This is a genomic window from Pseudonocardia sp. (genome assembly GCF_025965585.1).
In the GTDB taxonomy this organism is placed as follows: domain Bacteria; phylum Actinomycetota; class Actinomycetes; order Mycobacteriales; family Pseudonocardiaceae; genus Pseudonocardia.
This window is the reverse complement of the sequence record NZ_JAOPWR010000101.1, coordinates 1-18,361: the sequence shown is the minus strand read 5'-3', so window position 1 is coordinate 18,361 and position 18,361 is coordinate 1. Positions and strand designations below refer to the sequence as shown.

The 18,361-nt window shown below is 74.5% G+C and carries 14 protein-coding genes and 1 pseudogene; 5 read left to right on the top strand and 10 right to left on the bottom strand.

Annotated elements, in window-relative coordinates; genetic code table 11:
• Together JWR81_RS06470 and JWR81_RS06465 are read right to left on the bottom strand one after the other, a co-directional pair.
• A pseudogene (locus tag JWR81_RS06470) lies at positions 1-1,320 on the bottom strand (hypothetical protein); the annotation flags it as partial.
• Between the two features lie 22 nt (positions 1,321-1,342).
• Positions 1,343-3,055: an Hsp70 family protein gene (locus JWR81_RS06465; RefSeq protein ID WP_297648037.1), complete on the bottom strand. Its 1,713-nt coding sequence runs from the start codon at positions 3,053-3,055 to the stop codon at positions 1,343-1,345.
• A gap of 82 nt (positions 3,056-3,137) precedes the next feature.
• On the opposite strand from JWR81_RS06465, the gene JWR81_RS06460 reads away from it, so the two are divergent.
• Entirely contained in the window at positions 3,138-5,306 is a 2,169-nt protein-coding gene (locus JWR81_RS06460) for a TerD family protein (RefSeq protein WP_297648034.1), read from the top strand.
• Positions 5,307-5,310: 4 nt separating this feature from the next.
• Here the strand turns inward: JWR81_RS06460 and JWR81_RS06455 are convergent, their stop codons facing one another.
• The 3 genes from JWR81_RS06455 to JWR81_RS06445 all read right to left on the bottom strand — a co-directional run bounded on the left by JWR81_RS06455 (position 5,311) and on the right by JWR81_RS06445 (position 8,431).
• Positions 5,311-6,063: a YebC/PmpR family DNA-binding transcriptional regulator gene (locus tag JWR81_RS06455; protein WP_297648031.1), complete on the bottom strand. Its 753-nt coding sequence runs from the start codon at positions 6,061-6,063 to the stop codon at positions 5,311-5,313.
• Between the two features lie 103 nt (positions 6,064-6,166).
• Entirely contained in the window at positions 6,167-6,811 is a 645-nt protein-coding gene (gene pdxT, locus JWR81_RS06450) for a pyridoxal 5'-phosphate synthase glutaminase subunit PdxT (RefSeq protein WP_297648040.1), read from the bottom strand.
• A gap of 210 nt (positions 6,812-7,021) precedes the next feature.
• Entirely contained in the window at positions 7,022-8,431 is a 1,410-nt protein-coding gene (locus tag JWR81_RS06445; RefSeq protein WP_297648028.1) for an NAD-dependent malic enzyme, read from the bottom strand.
• 259 nt (positions 8,432-8,690) lie between these two features.
• Here JWR81_RS06445 and JWR81_RS06440 point away from each other — a divergent pair, with 259 nt between their 5' ends.
• The gene (locus JWR81_RS06440; RefSeq protein WP_297648025.1) at positions 8,691-10,790 is read left to right on the top strand and encodes an elongation factor G-like protein EF-G2; all 2,100 of its coding nucleotides are present in this window, start codon (positions 8,691-8,693) and stop codon (positions 10,788-10,790) included.
• 9 nt (positions 10,791-10,799) lie between these two features.
• Positions 10,800-11,966, top strand: a complete 1,167-nt coding sequence (locus tag JWR81_RS06435; protein WP_297648022.1) for an MFS transporter — start codon at positions 10,800-10,802, stop codon at positions 11,964-11,966.
• Positions 11,967-11,986: 20 nt separating this feature from the next.
• Here JWR81_RS06435 and JWR81_RS06430 read toward each other — a convergent pair whose 3' ends face one another.
• The 3 genes from JWR81_RS06430 to JWR81_RS06420 are packed head-to-tail and all read right to left on the bottom strand — an operon-like array spanning position 11,987 to position 14,462.
• On the bottom strand, positions 11,987-13,399 hold the full coding sequence (locus JWR81_RS06430) for an SDR family oxidoreductase (RefSeq protein WP_297648019.1): 1,413 nt from the start codon (positions 13,397-13,399) through the stop codon (positions 11,987-11,989).
• Between the two features lie 53 nt (positions 13,400-13,452).
• Positions 13,453-13,761, bottom strand: a complete 309-nt coding sequence (locus JWR81_RS06425; RefSeq protein WP_297648016.1) for an AzlD domain-containing protein — start codon at positions 13,759-13,761, stop codon at positions 13,453-13,455.
• The gene (locus tag JWR81_RS06420) at positions 13,758-14,462 is read right to left on the bottom strand and encodes an AzlC family ABC transporter permease (protein WP_297648014.1); all 705 of its coding nucleotides are present in this window, start codon (positions 14,460-14,462) and stop codon (positions 13,758-13,760) included. Before JWR81_RS06420 ends, JWR81_RS06425 begins: the two co-directional genes overlap by 4 nt.
• A gap of 54 nt (positions 14,463-14,516) precedes the next feature.
• On the opposite strand from JWR81_RS06420, the gene JWR81_RS06415 reads away from it, so the two are divergent.
• Entirely contained in the window at positions 14,517-15,071 is a 555-nt protein-coding gene (locus tag JWR81_RS06415; protein WP_297648012.1) for a helix-turn-helix domain-containing protein, read from the top strand.
• A 21-nt stretch (positions 15,072-15,092) separates the two neighbouring features.
• Here the strand turns inward: JWR81_RS06415 and JWR81_RS06410 are convergent, their stop codons facing one another.
• Entirely contained in the window at positions 15,093-16,388 is a 1,296-nt protein-coding gene (locus JWR81_RS06410) for an amidohydrolase family protein (RefSeq protein WP_297648009.1), read from the bottom strand.
• Between the two features lie 59 nt (positions 16,389-16,447).
• Here JWR81_RS06410 and JWR81_RS06405 point away from each other — a divergent pair, with 59 nt between their 5' ends.
• Positions 16,448-17,203, top strand: coding sequence for an SDR family NAD(P)-dependent oxidoreductase (locus JWR81_RS06405; protein ID WP_297648006.1), 756 nt, complete (start codon positions 16,448-16,450; stop codon positions 17,201-17,203).
• Between the two features lie 267 nt (positions 17,204-17,470).
• Here JWR81_RS06405 and JWR81_RS06400 read toward each other — a convergent pair.
• Positions 17,471-18,361, bottom strand: an 891-nt coding sequence (locus JWR81_RS06400; protein ID WP_297648003.1) for a glycoside hydrolase family 16 protein, incomplete at its 5' end; no start/stop codon positions are given.

The window sequence follows — 18,361 nt, the reverse complement described above, 5'->3', positions numbered from 1 at the left end:
GCGCTCCACCTCCCGGCGCGCGACCGCCGGATCGCCCCGCCCGGGCAGGTCCGACGCCACGCGGTGCAGGTGCTCCAGGTGCTCGAGCGCCTCGGCCCAATGCCGGACGGCCAGCGCCGCGGACGCCGCCCGCTGCCGCACCTCGGCCTCGGCGAGCACCGCGTCGATCTCGTCGGCCACCGCCCGCACCGGCGTGGCGCCGTCCGTCCCGGCCGACTCCGCGGCGTCCTCGACGTGGCCCCGCGCCTCCACCGGACGTCCGGCGCGAAGGGCGGCGCGGGCCCGCTTGAGCGCGTCCTCCCACGCGCGGTCCCGCCGGGGCGGCGGTGGGGGCGGCGGTGAGGGCTCCGGCGCGTCAGCCGTCTCGATCGGGGCCTGCAGCTCCGCGGCGAGCCCGGCGAGGACCGCGGTGGCACGGCGCCGGTCCAGCCCGAGCGCCACCGCCTCGTCCAGCAGGTGGGCGTGGTCGGCCGCGACGAGCCGGTCCTCCACCAGCACGGCGGCCCGCACCCGGGGACGGAGGTGCTCGGCGACGTCGACGGCGACGGAGTCCAGGTAGGCCTCGACGGCGGCGCGACCGGGTTCGAGGAGCTCGCCGACGTGCACCATCAGCTCGTCGACGACCGACCGGAGGCGCTCAGCGGGCAGCTCCCGGGCACGGGACCGCCAGGCGCCGGCGGCGGCCCGCACCTGCTCGTCCGACGCGCTGGGCTCCAGCCCCACCAGCGCGAGCAGGGTCGGCGGGGCCGTCACGTCGGTGAGCCGGCCGAACTCCGCGAGCAGCGCCCGGATCTGCCCGCGGCGCTCCGCATCGATCCCGGGCGGAACCGGGGCCGGCTCGACCACGCGGTGGCGGCGCAGCCGCGCGGCGACCTCGTCGGGGGTGAGCCCGACCAGCGCCCCGACCTCGTCCAGGCCGGCCATCTTGTCGCGCGGCACACCGCCGTACCGCTGGACGAGCCGGGAGATCGCGGCGTCCAGCAGCTCGAAACGGGCCGCGTCGCGCTGTTCCCGCGCGGCCCGCACGCGGGCGGCGGCGGTCCGGCGGCGTCCTGGGTCCAGCAGCTCGGCGCTGCGCTCGGCGTGCCCCGCCACCAGCACCGCGGCGAGGACGCGGTACTTGGGGTGGTCACGCTGTCGCTGCCAGAACCCCCACACCTCCTCGACACGCGCGGCCACGGCGGCGTCGTCGAGGTCGTCGTCGGGCGGGAGGTCGTAGAGCTCGAACGGGTCCGAGCCGGCGGGGCCGCCCCGCTTCTCGACGGCCGCGAGCACGCGCTTGCGGTAGCCGTTGGGGTCGAACGGCGCCATCTCGGTCATGACGGGTCACTCACGACGCCGCTCACTCACGACGCCGCATCCGTCCCAGCTGGTCGCGCTCACGCGCCACCTCCGCCTGCGACAGCGTGGCGCCGGTGGTGGCGACGAGGGTGAGCGGGATGCCGGCGTCCACGTGGAACGCGGTGACGTGCAGGACGCCGTCGAAGCCCATCTCGAACGTCACCCGCACCTCGCTGCCCTCGTCGTGACCGGGCGGGATGCCGCTGATCCCGCCGACGATGAGCACCTTCGCGTCCTCGGGCCGCGACGACTCCGCCTGCCCCTGCTGCTCCACCACCGTCAGCTGGATCTCGGTCTGGTCGGCGCGCATGGTGCCGTAGGAGCGGCTGGTGCGGATCGGGAGCCGGTCGTTGCGGTGCACCAGCCACGACGGCTCGAGGCGGCCGACCGCGGAGTTGACGGCGAGCACGCCGAACCCGCGGGAGACCACCGTGTCGACCTGGATCTCCACCGCCCGCCGGACCTGCGCGAGCGGCACGCCGAAGGCGTCGGCGACACGGCGGCAGGCGTCGTCGAGATCGGCGGGGGCGGCGTCCTCGAGCGGGGTGCCGTCGCGGAGGCGGCCGCGGGTGCGCAGGTCCGCCACCACCATCCGTTCGAGCTCCTTCTTCTCCCCGTAGAGCGCGGCGCCGCGGGCGACGGCCAGGTCGGGGTCGTGCAGGCGCGGGTCGAGGCCCAGCTCGCGCTGCAGCGCCTGCGCCACCGCCGGCATCCGCGACGCGCCGCCGACCAGCAGCACCCGGTCGACGCGCGGCACGCCCCGTCGCTCGGCCTCGGCGATACACGAGCGCGTGAGGTCGAGGGTGCGGCGCAGCAGGGGCGCCGTCATCTCGTCGACCTGCGCCCGGGTGAGCGTGACGGTGACGCTCGCGCCGTCGTGGGTGACGACGACGTCGGTGGCGTCGGCGTCGGTCAGCGCCCGCTTGGCCTGCTCTGCGGCGAGCACGAGGGCCTGGGAGCCCGCCGAGTCGTCGAGCGGGTCCTCGGCGTCCGGGTGCTCGGCGCAGAACCGGCGGGCCAGGTGCAGCGCCACGCGCTCGTCCCAGTCGGCGCCGCCGAGCTGGTGGTCGCCCTCCACGGCGAGCACGGAGATCCGGCGGTCCGCGAGCTCCATGACGGTGGCGTCGAAGGTGCCGCCGCCGAGGTCGTAGACGAGCACCGTCTCGCTCGGCGGAGCGGATGCGGAGCCGTCATCGGCAGAGTCGCTCTTGCCGAGGTCCGCGCTCCCGTCGAGGCGGCCGAAGCCGTACGCGAGCGCGGCGGCGATCGGCTCGGACAGCACGTCGAGGACATCGAGCCCCGCGTAGGCCCCGGCCAGGATCGTGGCGCGGCGCTCCTCGTCCCCGAAGTAGGCGGGCACCGTGATCACCGCGGCGGTGGGTTCCTCGCCCGTGGCGAACCGCGCGTCGGCGACGAGGCTGCCGAGGATCAGTGCCGACACCGCGGGCGCCGACCAGGACTTCCCGTGCGCGACGAACCGCCACTGCGCGTCGCCCATCCGCCGCTTGACCAGCGTGCAGACGCGCTCCGGATCCAGCCGTGCCTCACGCCGGGCCCCTTCCCCCACGACGTGCTCGCCCGGGGAGGCGAAGAGCACCACCGACGGCGTGGTCAGCTCACCGGACAGCCCGGCCAGCACCTCCGGCCGTCCGTCGGGGCCGGTGCGGGCGATGGCGGAGTTCGTGGTGCCGAGATCGATGCCGTGGACGGCCACGCCACGAGCCTAGCCAGTGGAGCACGGTTGCCGTGCCCGCAATGTCCGTAACTTCGCGGCCGCGGCGAGCGACAGACCGTGCGTGAACGATCACGCGCCGTCGGCGCCGACCGTGTTGTCCAAGGGCGCCAACGTCTCCCTGCTCCACCGTTCCGAGATCGAGCGGAGCCGGATGCAGGCGGTCGTGCGCTGGTCGGACCCCGACGGCGCGACCGACATCGACGTCTCGGCTCTGCTTCTCGGCAGTGATGGCCGGGTGCGCTCCGATGACGACTTCGTCTTCTACAACGCCCCCGCCGGGGGCGAGGGATCCGTGCGTCTGCTCGGCAAGCGAGTCGACGACAGCGCGGGCGAGGACCGTGTCGCGGTCGACCTGGAGTCCCTTCCCAGCGAGGTGGAGAGCATCGTGATCGCGGCGAGCCGCGACCCCGCGACCGGGGCAGGATTCGGCGACGTCGTCGATCTCGGCCTCGTCCTGCTGGACGCGGCGGGGCAGCCCACGGCGCGGTTCGACATCGGGGACGCCGGTACCGAGACGGCGATCGTGCTGGGCGAGCTCTACCTCCGCAACGAGGAGTGGAAGTTCCGGGCCGTCGGCCAGGGCTGGGAGTCCGGTCTCGCGGGCCTCGCCACCGACTACGGCATCACCGTCGACGACAGCGCGGACGACAGCGCGGACGACAGCGCGGCGACCTCGGGCACCTCGGCGGCCGGCGGCGGCTCGCCCACCGAGCCGACGGCCGAGATCGAGGGCGCCGGCACCGTCGAGGACGAGCCGGTCGTCGAGGCGGTCGTCGACGCGGTCGTCGAGGCGGTCGTCGAGGCGGGTGCCCCCGTGGGCTCCACCGATACGGACGCGCTGACACCTGCGGGGACCCCGTCAACCAGGCGGGCCCCGCGACCGGGCGTACGAACCAGGAAGCGCCGCACGACCGCCGCCACGTTGCCGCCGCTCACCCTCGCCGTCGACCCGAGCTGGCAGCCGGCACGCCTCTTCTCGATCTCGGGCGTCGGCAACGCCGAGGAACAGGAGAAGCGGGCCACCTCGACGCTGCTCTCGACGATGATGGCGGTACGCGACTTCGGGCGCGCGCTGGTCTCCCGGTTCGGCGGCCCCGCAGGAACCATCGAGACCTACCTCGAGGTGCCCTTCACCCTCGACGAGCGCACCGCCATTCCGGACGGGGTCATCCGTGTCGCGCGGGGCGGGCGCGTGTGGACGGCACTGCTGGAGGTGAAGACGGGCTCCAGCCCGCTGCGTCACGAACAGGTCGACCGGTACCTCGACCTCGCGCGCCAACAGGGCTACGACGCCGTGATCACGCTGTCCAACGACCTGGCTCCGGTGGGCGGCGTCCACCCCCTCACGGTCGACGGCCGGAAGCTGCGCAAGGTGGCGCTGCACCACATCTCCTGGTCGGAGGTGCTGCACGAGGCGCAGATGCAGCTCGCACATCGCGGGGTCGACGATCGGCTCCAGGCCTGGTTGCTGGCCGAGCTGATCCGGTACCTGGAGCACCCCCGGTCCGGAGCCGCGGTCTTCGACGACATGGGCGTCAACTGGGTGCCGGTGCGCGAAGCCGTGGCCGCGAGCACCCTACGGGCCGCCGACCGGAAGGTCGGTGCGGTGACGACGTCCTGGGAGAAGCTCGTCCGCCAGCTCGGGCTTCGCCTGACCAGCCAGCTCGGGGTGACCGTGAGCCCGGTCCTGCCCCGTGGTCCGGCCCGCGACCACACAGCCCGGGCCCAGGCCGCAGCGGTCCAGCTGGCCTCCGACGGCACGCTGAGCGCGGCACTGCGCATCCCCGGAGCCGCCGGGCCGCTGGGTGTGACGGCGGATCTGCGGACCGGCCACGTCCGGACGTCCGTGGAGGTCGACGCGCCGCGCGACGGCGGGAACACGCGACGCGTGAACTGGATACTCCGTCAACTCACCGACGCGCCGGACGCCCTCACCGTCGAGGTGCTCTTCGCCCGCCGGGAGCAGACCTCGTGCGAGCTGCTCAAGGACGCCCGGGAGAATCCCTCAGCGCTGCTGCCCGACCCCGGAGCCGAGGTGCGGGCGTTCCGCCTCACCATGGCCGCGCCGCTCGGCACCAAGCGCAACGGCATCCGGAAGGCCTTCATCCCGAGCGTGAACGACGCGGTGGACGCGTTCTACGCAGGGGTCGTGCAGGGGTTGCGCCCCGGGCCGCCCAAGCTCCCCACCGACGTCGCCGCGGACTCGATCGTGGCGGTGGCGCAAGGATGAGCCGTCAGGCGTCGACCTCGGCCATGACCTCGTCCGACACGTCGAAGTTGGCGTAGACGTTCTGCACCTCGTCGCTGTCCTCCAGCGCGTCGATGAGCCGGAACACCTTCTTGGCGCCCTCGGCGTCGAGCGGGACCGACATCGACGGGATGAAGTTCTGGTCGGCCGAGTCGTAGTCGATGCCGGCCTCCTGCAGCGCGGTGCGGACCGGGACGAGGTCGGTGGGCTCCGAGACCACCTCGAAGCTCTCGCCGAGGTCGTTGACCTCCTCCGCGCCCGCGTCCAGGACGGCGAGCAGGACGTCGTCCTCGCTCAGCTCAGCCTTGGGCACGATCACGACGCCCTTGCGGGCGAACAGGTAGGCGACCGAACCGGGGTCGGCCATGGCCCCGCCGTTGCGGGTCATCGCGGTGCGGACCTCGGTGGCGGCGCGGTTGCGGTTGTCGGTGAGGCACTCGATGAGCACCGCGACGCCGTTCGGCCCGTAACCCTCGTAGGTGATGGTCTGGTAGTCGGCGCCACCGGCGTCGGCGCCGGACCCGCGCTTGACGGCGCGGTCGATGTTGTCGTTGGGGACCGAGCTCTTCTTCGCCTTCTGCACGGCGTCGTAGAGCGTGGGGTTGCCGTCCAGGTCACCGCCTCCCATCCGCGCCGCGACCTCGATGTTCTTGATCAGCTTCGCGAACATCTTGCCTCGGCGGGCATCGATGACGGCCTTCTTGTGCTTCGTCGTCGCCCACTTGGAATGCCCGCTCATCACACAACCCCTTCTCCATGCACAGAACCCGCCGATGGTACCGACGCGACGGGGACCCGCCGACCCGGCAGGGCCGGGCCGGCAGGACGACAGTCGACGACGGCTACGCCGCGGCCGCCGTCTCCTTCACCAGCTCGCAGAACAACGCGTGCAGGCGAGCGTCCCCGGTCAGCTCCGGGTGGAACGCCGTGGCCAGCACCGAACCCTGCCGCACGGCCACGATCCGGCCCGCCGCGGCGCCGGTGTCGCCGCCGGCGACCGTGAGGCGCGGGACCGTGGCCAGCACCTGCACCCCGGGCCCTGCCGACTCGACCCACGGGGCCCGGATGAACACCGCGCGCACCGGGTCGCCCGTGAGTCCCTCGATGCGCAGGTCGGTCTCGAACGAGTCGACCTGCCGGCCGAACGCGTTGCGCCGCACCACGACGTCGAGGCCGCCGAGCTGCTGCTGGTCGGGCCGGCCGTCGAGCACCTCGCGTGCCAGCAGGATCATCCCCGCGCACGAGCCGTAGGTGGGCATGCCCGCCGCGATGCGTCCGCGCAGCGGCTCCAGCAGCTCGAACGCGGTGAGCAGGCGGCTCATCGTGGTGGACTCGCCGCCCGGCAGCACGATCGCGTCCACCGCGTCGAGCTCGGACGGGCGGCGCACCGGCACGGCCTGCGCGCCGCAGGCGGTCAGGGCCGAGAGATGCTCGCGGACGTCGCCCTGCAGGGCCAGCACACCGATCACGGGAACCACGGCGACCAGCGTAATCGCCGCCGGTCCGGGCTCGCGCGGCCACCGTGTCGCTCGCCCACCGCCGGGTGCCGGCTCGCCCACCACGCGGTGACGACTCGCGAGCCGTCCCGTGCCGACTCGCGGCGCGGTCCGCGCCCACTCGGACACCGACACGGGTCGACTCGCGCACACTCCGGGCCCGACTCGCAGACACGGGCCTGGCTCGTCGGGGCGGCGGCGTCAGACCGTGGCCACGTCCTTCTTCGCCGTCGCCTGGCGCACCGCCTCCGCGACCGCGGGGGCCACGCTCGCGTCGAAGACGCTGGGGACGATGAAGCTCGCGTTCGGCTCAGCGACGACGTCGGCGATCGCCGCCGAGGCTGCCAGCAGCATCGCGTCGGTGATGTCTCGCGCCTGGGCGTCGAGCAGGCCGCGGAAGACGCCCGGGAAGGCCAGCACGTTGTTGATCTGGTTCGGGTAGTCCGAGCGGCCGGTCGCCACGACGGCGGCGTGCTGAAGGGCCACCGCCGGGTCGATCTCGGGGTCGGGGTTGGCCAGCGCGAACACGATGGCGTCGTCGGCCATGGTCGCCAACTCCTCGGCGCCGAACAGGTCGGGGGCGGAGACGCCGATGAAGACGTCGGCCCCGACCAGCGCGTCGGCCAGCGTGCCGGTGACCCCGGAGGCGTTGGTCTGCGCCGCGATGGACCGCAGGTTGCTGTCGAGGCCGGGCCGGTCGGCGTGCACGATCCCGTCGATGTCGACGGCCAGCACGTCGCCTGGCCCACCCGGTTTCACGAGCCCTGACTGCAGCAGCCGGATGATCGCCGACCCCGCCGCCCCGACGCCGCACACGACGATCTTGCAGTCCGACGGCTCCTTGCCGACCACGCGCAGGGCGTTGCGCAGCGCCCCGAGCACGACGACGGCGGTGCCGTGCTGGTCGTCGTGGAAGACGGGGATGTCGAGCATCTCGCGCAGCCGCGCCTCGATCTCGAAGCAGCGCGGGGCGGCGATGTCCTCGAGGTTGATGCCGCCGTAGGCCGGCGCGAGGATCTGGACGGTCCGGATGATCTCCTCGGTGTCCTGGGTGTCGAGGCACACCGGCCAGGCGTCCACCCCGGCGAAGCGCTTGAACAGCGCGGCCTTGCCCTCCATCACCGGCATCGCGGCGGCGGCACCGAGGTTGCCGAGCCCGAGCACCGCGGAGCCGTCGGTGACGACCGCGACCGTGTTGCGCTTGATGGTCAGGCGCCGCGCGTCGGCGGGGTTGGCGGCGATCGCCTGGCACACGCGCGCGACGCCCGGGGTGTAGGCGCGGGAGAGGTCGTCGCGGTTGCGGAGGCTGACCTTCGAGGTGACCTCGATCTTGCCGCCGAGGTGCAGGAGGAACGTGCGGTCGGAGACCTTCCGGACGCTCACGCCGGGCAGCGCTTCGAGCGCCGCGGTGATCTCGCCGGCGTGGGTCTCGTCGCGGGCGTTGCAGCTGATGTCGACGACGAGCGTGGAGGTCTGCGCCTCCACGACGTCGAACGCGGTGACGACGCCGCCGACGCGGCCGACGGCCACCGCGAGGTCGCCCGCGGCTTGGGCGGAGGCGGGGACCTCGACCCGCGTGGTGATGGCATATCCGGGTCCGGGTACTGGCACGGGCCGACCCTACGCCCGGCCGAACGGGCCCCCTCGTTCTGACCGTTGTGTCCGTGGGCTCCGCCCACAGCCGACCGTCAGGTCATGATCATCGGCTCGGGACCCGGAGCCGTGGGATACGGCCGCCGACCCGCCACGCGCCACGCGCCACGCGCGGGGACGATCACGCCGCGTGGGGTTGTGACCACGGGCGGGCAGGTGTGAGATGGGGCACATGTGAAGTCCGGCGTCGGCGCAGTGCCGCGGAGGTGGTCGTCCCATGAGTGTCAGAGCCGCTACCAGGGCCGATACCGGGAAGGACGCCCTCGTGGCGGATCCCTCCCACATCCGGAACGTCGTGCTCGTCGGGCCATCGGGCGCCGGCAAGACCACGCTCGTGGAGGCACTGCTCGTCCACACCTCCACCATCCCGCGCGCGGGCGCCGTGCCCGAGGGCACCACCGTGTGTGACCACGACCCGGCCGCGGTGCGCCAGCAGCGGTCGGTCGGCCTGGCCGTCGCTCCCCTCCAGCACGCCAGCCACAAGATCAACCTGATCGACACGCCCGGCTACGGCGACTTCGTCGGCGAGCTGCGCGCCGGGCTCCGCGCAGCGGACGCGGCGCTCTTCGTGGTGCCCGCGTCCCAGCGCACAGAGGGCGAGATCGACGTGACCACCGTGGCCCAGTGGGAGGAGTGCGCGGCGGTGGGCATGCCCCGGGCCGTGGTCGTGACGCGGTGCGACCACGCCCGCGCGGACGTCGCCGCCACCGTGGCCGCGGTCAGGGGTGCGTTCGGGGCCGGCGTCACCCCGCTCTACCTGCCGATCCTCGACGGCCGCACGCTGACCGGCCTCTACGGCCTGCTGTCGCAGACCCCCGCGGACCAGGTGCCCGCCGGAGCCGGCGACGCCCGGGGCGAGCTGATCGAGGGGATCATCGAGCAGTCCGAGGACGAGACCCTCATGGAGCGCTACCTCGGTGGCGAGGACCTCGACGTCGCCACGCTCATCGACGATCTCGAGACCGCGGTGGCCCGGGGCACGTTCCACCCGGTGATCCCGGTGTGCGCCAGCGGCGCGGTGGGTCTCGACGCGCTGCTCGAGGTGCTGGTCGGCGGCTTCCCGTCGCCACTGGAGCACCCGCTCCCGCGCGTCTCCGGCATCGACGGCACCGAGCACGCAGCCCTGTCCGCCGACCCTGACGGCCCGCTGGCGGCCGAGGTCGTGCGCACCTCCGCCGACGCCTACGTCGGGCGGGTCTCGCTGGTGCGGGTGTTCTCCGGGACGCTGCGGCGCGACACGACCGTGCACGTCAGCGGCCACGCCGCGGTCCCGGCGCAGCGCACCGGCCACGACAGCGACGAGCGGCTCGCCCACCTCTACTCGCCGTTGGGCGCCGTCCTCCAGGAGGTCGAGGAGTGCCTGGCCGGGGACATCTGCGCGCTGACGAAGGTGGGCACCGCCGAGACCGGCGACACCGTCTCCGCCGCCGATCACCCGCTGCTGCTGTCGTGCTGGAACCTCCCCGAGCCGCTGCTGCCCGTCGCCGTCCGCGCGCACGCCCGCGGTGACGAGGAGGCGCTCGTCACGACCCTGGCCAAGCTCGTGGCCGCCGACCCCACCCTGCGCCTCGAGCGCAACGCCGAGACCCACCAGACCGTGCTGTGGTGCATGGGCGAGGCCCACGCCGACGTCGTGCTGTCCCGGCTGCGGGCCGGCGGCACCGAGGTCGACACCGAGCCGGTGCGCGTGCCGATGCGGGTGACGCTGGGTGGTCCCGCGCAGGTGACCGGCCGGCACGTCAAGCAGTCCGGCGGGCACGGCCAGTACGGCGTGTGCCAGGTCCTGTTCGAGCCGCTGCCGCGCGGGTCGGGCATCGAGTTCGTGTCGAAGGTGGTCGGCGGGTCGGTGCCGACGCAGTTCGTGCCCAGCGTCGAGAAGGGCATCCGCACACAGGTGGAGCGGGGCCTCGGTTCCACCGACGCCCCTGGCGACCACCATCCCGTGGTGGACGTGCGCGCCACCCTCGTCGACGGCAAGGCGCACAGCGTCGACTCCTCCGACGCGGCGTTCCAGACCGCCGGGGCCCTCGCGCTGCGGGAGGCCGCGGCCTTGTGCGGCACCGTGCTGCTGGAGCCCTTCGACGAGGTGGCCGTCCAGGTGCCCGACGAGCACCTCGGCACGGTGCTCGGCGACCTGTCCGGGCGCCGCGGGCGCGTGCTGGGCACCGAGGCCGCAGCCCTGGGCCGCTCGCTCGTGCGCGCCGAGGTGCCGGGCGCCGAGCTGCTGCGCTACGCCGTGGACCTGCGGGCCATGACCAGCGGCGCAGCCACGTTCACCCGTCGTTTCGCGCGGTACGACACGGCCGTTGCGGGGTAGCGTGCGCGGGTGCGACGGCGCCCGGTGGCCAACCTGTGGACCACGATCCTCGTCGTCGCCTTCGGTACCAACGTCCCCACGCCGCTGCTGCTCGTGTACCGCTCGGAGCTGGGCCTGAGCTCCACCACGCTGACCGGGGCGTTCGCCGTGTACGCCGCCGGGCTGGTGCCGGCGCTGCTGCTGGCCGGCCCGGCGTCGGACCGCTTCGGCCGCCGTCCCGTGGTCGTCCCGTTCGTTGTGCTGTCGGTGCTCACGTCGCTGCTGTTCCTCGGCGCGGGCAGCTCGGTGCTGCTGCTGTTCGTGTGCCGGTTCCTGCAAGGTGCGGTGTCGGGCGTCGTGTTCAGCGTCGGCACCGCGTGGCTCGGCGAGCTGGTGGACGACCCGCCGCGCGCCGCGCGGCTCACCACCGCCGCGCTGGGCGGGGGCTGGGCGATCGGGCCGCTGGTGTCCGGCCTGCTCGCGCAGTGGGCGCCGCTGCCCACCGTGCTGCCCTACCTCGTGCACGTCGCCCTGATGCTCGTCGGGCTGACACTGCTCCCGCGCGTACCCGAGACGCTCGCGGCCACCGACCGGCGCGTGGGCACGTGGGTCGATCTCGGGGTGCCGGCGGCGGCGCGATGGCCGTTCGTGCTGGTGGTGCTGCCGGTGGCGGTCGGGGTGTTCACGTTCCCGTCCACCGCGGTGACGGTGCTGCCGCTGCTGCTCACGCCCACGATGCCGGACATCGCGGTGGCCATCACCGGGTTCGTCGCGGGCGTGACACTGCTGACGGGGGTGTTCGCCCAGCCACTGGGCCGCAGGCTGGGCGCGGTCACGGCCGGCCCCGTCGGGCTGGCGATCGGCGCCGTCGGCTTCGGGCTCAGCCTGGTCGGGGTCGACCTGGACGCGTGGCCGCTGCTCATCCCGGTGGCCCTGCTGCTGGGCGTCGGCTACGGGCTGTGCCTGGCCGCGGGCCTGACGATGGTGGGCGAGCTGGCCTCCGCCACGGCCCGCGGCGCGCTCACCGGCACCTTCTACGGGTGCGCCTACCTCGGGTTCGGCGTCCCGCTGCTGCTGTCGTGGGCCGGCGGCGGGAAGTTCCTCGGGCCACTGACCGTCCTCGCGCTCGTCACCGCCGTCGTGGCGGCTGCGCTGATGCTTCCCCCGTCGCGACGGCTGGTCGCTCCCGCACGGTGACCATCACTCCCGCAGGGTGATCATCTCGTCGGAACAGGTGGCCGGTGACGGGCCCGCCTGGCCGCGACCCCGGCGATCGTGCGCGCCATGACCGCGAACACGAAGTCGTGCGCCGGGAGCTCGGCGAACCAGTACGCCCGCCCCACCAGCCCGTGCGGCGTGAACGTGACGCGCTGGACGTACCGGCTGCCCTCGCCGTCGGGCTCGGCGCGCATCTCCAGCCGCGCGGTGCCGGGCATCTTCGTCTCCGCGCGCAGGCTCAGCGAGCGGCCGTCCTCGACACCCTCGATGATCCACCAGTCGAGAGCCGCGCCGGGTTCCAGGCGATCCGGGCGGGCGCGCCGGGCCCCGACCCCGCCGAACAGCCGATCGATGCCGCCGCGCAGCCCCCAGAGCCCGGGCACCGTGTACCAGCCGTTGTCGCCGCCGATCCCGCTGATCACCTCCCACACCGCCGCCGCGGGCGCCGCGACCTTCTCGACGTGCTCGCTCACCAGCTCGGCGGCGCGCAGGTCGCCCGGCCCGCGGCCGGCAGCGCCCTCGCCCGCCACCGCACGACGGACGGCCTCGGCGTACGGCGTCGCCCCGCCCGGCGGCCGACCGGTGGGCGGCTCACCCTGGCAGACGAGGTCGTGGGCCATCGACTCGATCAGCGGCTTGGCCAGCTGGCGGTCCACGGGCGAGAGCGCCTGCACCGCGCGGGCCATCAGCCGCGGAACCGAGAGCGGGACGGGCACCGTGACGGGCCTGCTCATCCCGGCGGCCGTGGCGTAGCCGGTCATCAGCTCGCGGTAGGTGAGAACGTCGGCGCCGCCGATGTCGAACGCGCCGTGCACGCCCGCCGGCAGGTCCAGGGATGCGACGAGGTGGTGCAGCACGTCGTCGATGCCGATGGGCTGCACGTCGTTCCACACGAAGTCGGGCATCGGGAGCACCGGCGAGAGCTCGGTGATGGTGCGGATCATCTCGTAGCTCGCCGAGCCCGCCCCGACGACGATTCCCGCCTGCAGGACGGCCGTCGGCACGTCGCCGGCCAGGAGCACGTCGCCGACCTCGCGCCGCGACGCGAGATGCTCGGAGTTGGCGCGGTCGTCGTGAGGTTGCAGCCCGCCGAGGTAGACGATCCGCCGGACGCCCGCGTCGCGGGCCGCCTCGGCCAGCACTGCCGCGTACCGACGGTCGCGGTCGGCGAAGTCGGGGCCGTCCATGGAGTGCACGAGGTAGAACACGGCGTCGACGCCGGCGCACGCGTCGCGGACGGCGGCCGCGTCGGCGATGTCGCCGTCGCGCACCTCGACCCGGTCGGCCCACGCGTGCGGCGCGAGCTTGGCCTTGGTGCGCACCAGGCAGCGGACGGTGTGCCCGTCGTCGAGCAGACGGGGGACGAGCCGTGCGCCGACGTAGCCGGTCGCGCCGATCACCAGACAGTGCACGCAACCCAGCCTCCCCCACGGGCGCGCGCCCCGCTCGGTGGCTCCGCGACCCGTCAGGGCACGCCGGCCCACCTCAGGCCGGCGGTCGTCGCGGCCGCGAGCACCACCACCAGCACGAACGGCACCTTCCGCCACGCCAGCAGCGCCCCGACCGCCACGCCCGCGGGCCGGGCCCAGCCTGCGAACCCGCCGTCCTGGGTCAGCGCGGCCGTCGCGGCGAGCGCGACGAGCAGCGCGGTGGCCCCGAGGTCGAGATAGCGCTGCACGCGGGCCGGCATGGCGACGCGGCCCCGCAGCAGGATGCCGGTCAGCCGGAGCAGGTAGGTGCCCGCGGCGAGGGTGAGCAGAGCGGGCCAGCTCACGGCGTTGCCTCCCCGGGCTTCGGGCCCTGGGGAGCCGGGGCGCGCCCGGCGACGACCAGGCCGGCGAGCCCGATCAGCACCGGCAGCCCGGCCGGCAGCCACGGCGTGGCCAGCAGCGCGAGGGCCGCCGCGCCGAGCCCGACGCGCCGGGCGTCCGCCCCGCGTAACGACGGCAGCAGCAGGGCCAGCAATCCCGCCGGGAACGCCGCGTCCACCCCGAAGAGGTTCGGGTCCGGGACCGCGCCACCCGCCAGCATCCCGATCGCGGCGCCGCTGTTCCAGAACACGAACGCCAGGCAGCCGCTGAGCCGGAACGCCGTCCGTGCCCGCGCGCCCTCGCCGCGCGCGCGGGAGAACGCCACCGACTCGTCGATGAGGATGTGGGCCCCGAGCAGCCGGGCAGGCAGGCGGTCCCCGACGATCCCGCCCATTGCCAGGCCGTAGGGCAGCAGCCGGGCGTTGAGCAGCAGGCCGCCGACCACCGCCGCCACCGGGCTCCCGCCCGCCGCCGTCACCGCGACCACGAGGAACTGCGAACCGCCCGCGAACACCAGCAGCGACAGGGCCGGCGTCATCAGCCTCGGGACGCCCGCCGCCGTCGACAGAGCCCCGAACGACACCCCCACGATGGCGAGCGCGGACGCCAGGGCGAGCGCGTCCCGGAGGTCGCCCCGGTCTATCGTTCGGTACAGCGAACGCATGTCCATCAGAGTGAACGTCCGCACGGCCGTTCGTCAAGCCGAACGAGGAGACCGATGGAACGAACGACCCTCCAGGCCGCCATCGCGTCCTCGCTGCGCCGCGAACGCGAGCGCCACGGCATCTCGCTCGCCGAGCTGGCCCGCCGGGCGGGCATCGCGAAGTCGACGCTCTCGCAGCTGGAGGCCGGTACCGGCAACCCCGGCGTCGAGACACTCTGGGCGCTCGCCGTCGCGCTCGACGTCCCGTTCAGCCGCATCGTCGACCCGCAGGTCGAGCCGGTGCACGTCGTCCGCGCCGGGGACGGGCTGGCCATCAGCGCCGAGCACGCGCCGTTCGCCGCAGCGCTGCTCTCGGCCTGCCCGCCCGGCGCCCGCCGCGACCTGCACCTCATGACCGCCGAACCCGGCCCCGCCCGCGACGCCCACGCCCACATCCCCGGCACCACCGAGCACGTCGTCGTCACGGCCGGGCGCTGGCGGGCCGGGCCGGTGGACGCCGAGGTCGAGCTGGAGGCCGGCGACTACATCCGCTTCCCCGCCGACCGACCCCACACCTACGAGGCGCTCGCACCGGGCTCGGCCGCCGTGCTGGTGATGGAGTACGCGTGACACATCGGCCTGCCGTGGGTCTCACCGGGAGGACCGGGACGCGAGGAGGGTCGCCAGACCGGCGGCCACCTCACGTTCCGGCCGTCCCACCAGCTCGCCGTCGCGCACCACCACCCGGCCCGCCACCACCACGTGCCTCGCCCGCCGCCCGGGTGATGCCCACAGCAGGCCGGCCAGCGGATCGGCCACACCCGCGTCCGCGACGCCCGTGACGTCCCAGCAGACGAGGTCGGCAGCGGCGCCCGGCGTCAACGCGCCAAGCTCGGGGCGGCCCAGCCCCACGGCGGAACCCGCCGTCGCCCAGCCCAGTACCTCCCGTGCAGCCACCTGACGCCCGGCGAGCGGGGCCACCTGCATCGCCAGCCGGGCGTCGGCCAGCAGGTGCCCGGCGTCGTTGCTCCCGCCGCCGCTCGTGCCCAGCCCGACCGCGATCCCGGCGTCGTGGAGCGCCGCGGCGGGCGCCACGCCCCAGCCCATCGGCACGTCACAGCCCGGGGCGTGCGTGGCGCTCGCCCCGGACGCGGCGAGGGCTGCGATCTCGGCCTCGGTCACGCCGCACAGGTGCGCGACCGTGACGTCGGGGGCGAGCCAGCCCCACTCGGCCAGCAGCTCCAGCGGCCGCCGTCCGTAGCGCTCGGCGGCGATCTCGACGTCCACCTGCTCGTTCGCCTGGGTGCGGCGGCGCAGGCCGTGCTTCGCCGCGACCTCGCCGAGCAGCCGATAGGTCTGCTCGGAGTCGCTGTGCACGCCCGCGGGCCCGACCGCCACCTGCACCATGCCCGCCCGGTCGCCACCCAGTGCGCCCGCGATCGCGTCGGCCGAGGCGGCGGCGAACTCCGGGTCGTCGCGGGCGCTGCCGCGGACGAACACCAGCCGCGCCCCCAGCTCGCCCGCCGCCGCGGCGACCGCCCGGGCGATGCCCACACCGTCACCGGCGCTCGCCGGCCAGGTCAGGTGGTGGTCGGCCACGGTCGTGACGCCGCACAGCAGCGCCTCCGCGAGCCCCACCGCGGCGGCGGCGTGCGCGACCTCGTCGTCGACGCCGACGGCGGAGTAGGCGGCGGCCATCCGCGGCAGCCAGTCGCGCATCGGCACGCCCCGGGTCCCCGGCAGCGTGCGGAACGCGCTCTGCAGCAGGTGGTGGTGGGCGTTGACCAGCCCGGGCGTGACCACGCACCCGGAGGCGTCGAGCACCTCGTCGGCGGTCCCGGCACCCGCGCCCGGCGCGACGACGCGCCCGTCGGCGCACACGACCGGGCCGCCGGGGATCTCGTCGACCCCGGTCCACACCCGCTCGGCTCCGCTCACGATCAGCATGGCTGCGTTCTAGCAGGGCCGTGTGACGTGCCGGAAACGCCGGACCGTAGCGTCAACGGGTGTCCCGCGTTCATCCTGTCCCGGGCCGTCTGCACGGCCGCCGCGCGATCGTCACCGGGGCGGCCCGGGGCATCGGGGCGGAGATCGCCCGCACGTTCGCCGCGGAGGGCGCGCGCGTCGCGGTGCTCGACGTCTCCGCAGGGGGCGCGGAGAAGGTGGCCGCCGAGGTCGGGGGCAGCGCGCACGTCGTCGACCTGCGCGACGTCGACGCCACCCGGGCCGCGCTGGACGCGGCGATCAACGCGCTCGGTGGGGTTGACGTGCTCGTCAACAACGCGGGGATCCTGCGCCAGGCGCCGCTGCTGGAGATCGCCCCCGACGAGTGGGACGACATGTTCGCCGTCACCACGCGCCCGGTGCTCGTTGCCACCCAGGTGGCGGCGCGCGCGATGATCGCGGCGGGTACGGGCGGCGCGATCGTCAACATGGCGAGCATGGCCGCGAAGACCGGCGGCGCCGGGCAGGGCCACTACGCGGCGGCCAAGGCGGCGGTGATGGCGCTGACGCGGGTGGCCGCGCTGGAGCTGGGCCCGCACGGCATCCGCGTGAACTGCCTGTGCCCCGGCTACGTCCTCACCGACATGGGTGCGGCCACCCGCACGCCCGAGCAGGTGGCCGAGTGGACGAGCCTGTCGCCGCTGGGCCGGCTCGGTGAGACCACCGACGTCGCCCGCACCGCGCTCTTCCTCGCCTCCGACGACGCCGACTACCTCACCGGGCAGGCCATCAACGTGACCGGCGGGATGGTCATGTAGTGGTGATGCAAGGCGGCGGGTAGTCCACGCCGGGCGTGCGAAGACGCCCCGTGGTCGCCACACACCGCGCGTCACCGCCCCGGGCTGGGCCCCCTTGAGCCGCTCATCCGTGGGGATGGTCGCCGTCAACCGCACGCCGCGGCTCCGTCGAGGGCCGTGAGGTGCGGTGGGGGCCGATCACCGCGGCCCTCGGAGACCCCGACACGGGTCGGGGCGGGCGCAGCCGCTCCCCAGCGCTGCGCCCGCCCCTGGCCGGTGTGCCCCGCGCTACCCCAGCGGCGCCGGCACGGCGTTCGGGACGAGCCCGGACACGGCGGGTACCGGGTCGGGCGCGCCTTCGGTCAGCGGCCGGGTGGCGCCCTGGATCGCCTTGCCGGTGGCGTCCGCCGCGCCCTCGGCGAGCCCGCCTGCGGCCCGGCCGGCGGTGTCGAGCGCGCCCTCGGCCGCCTTGCCGGCGTCACCGACGGCACCCTTCGCGGCGTCGGCCGGGCTGAGCTTGTACTCCTTCACCCAGTCGACCTCCATCGTCGTCTTCTTCATGTTGCCGCCGCTGAAGTTGTCGAGCTGGATGCACAGGTGCATCGGGCCGGGCGGGAGGATGTCGACCTGCTTGGTGCTCCACCACGCCTTGCCGTCGACGTACGCCGTGACGCCCGTGGGCGTCCACTCCACGGCCCAGTCGTGCCATTGGGTGGCGTCGATGTCGACCGAGCCCTGCACCTGTTGGTTGTCCTGGCCGTAGTGCAGGAACATCTGCGTGTTCTGGCGGCTGGGATCGGAGATCTCCATGAAGTCGACCTCGCCGCCGACCGGCCAGTTCTCCGCGTCCGGCCACAGCAGCATCACCGCGTGGTAGTTCGGGTCACCGGCGGGCGACCGCACGCGGCCCTCCCACCGGCCGTAGCGCTGGCCGGGCTGCCACGCCATGCCGCCGCTGTCGCCCTGCGCGTCGCCGGTCATCGTCATGATGCCGTCCTTGACCGAGATCGCGTCGGGCGTGCGGCGGCCGGCGCCGTTGTGGCCCGGGCCGTTGTAGACGCCCCAGCTGCTGTCGAGCGTCGTCCCGTCGAAGTTGTCGACGCGGGTCGGGGTGCCCCAGTTGTACTTCGTGGCGGCGCTGGTGTCGGGGCCGCAGTCCGCGGTGCCCGCGGCGGGCGG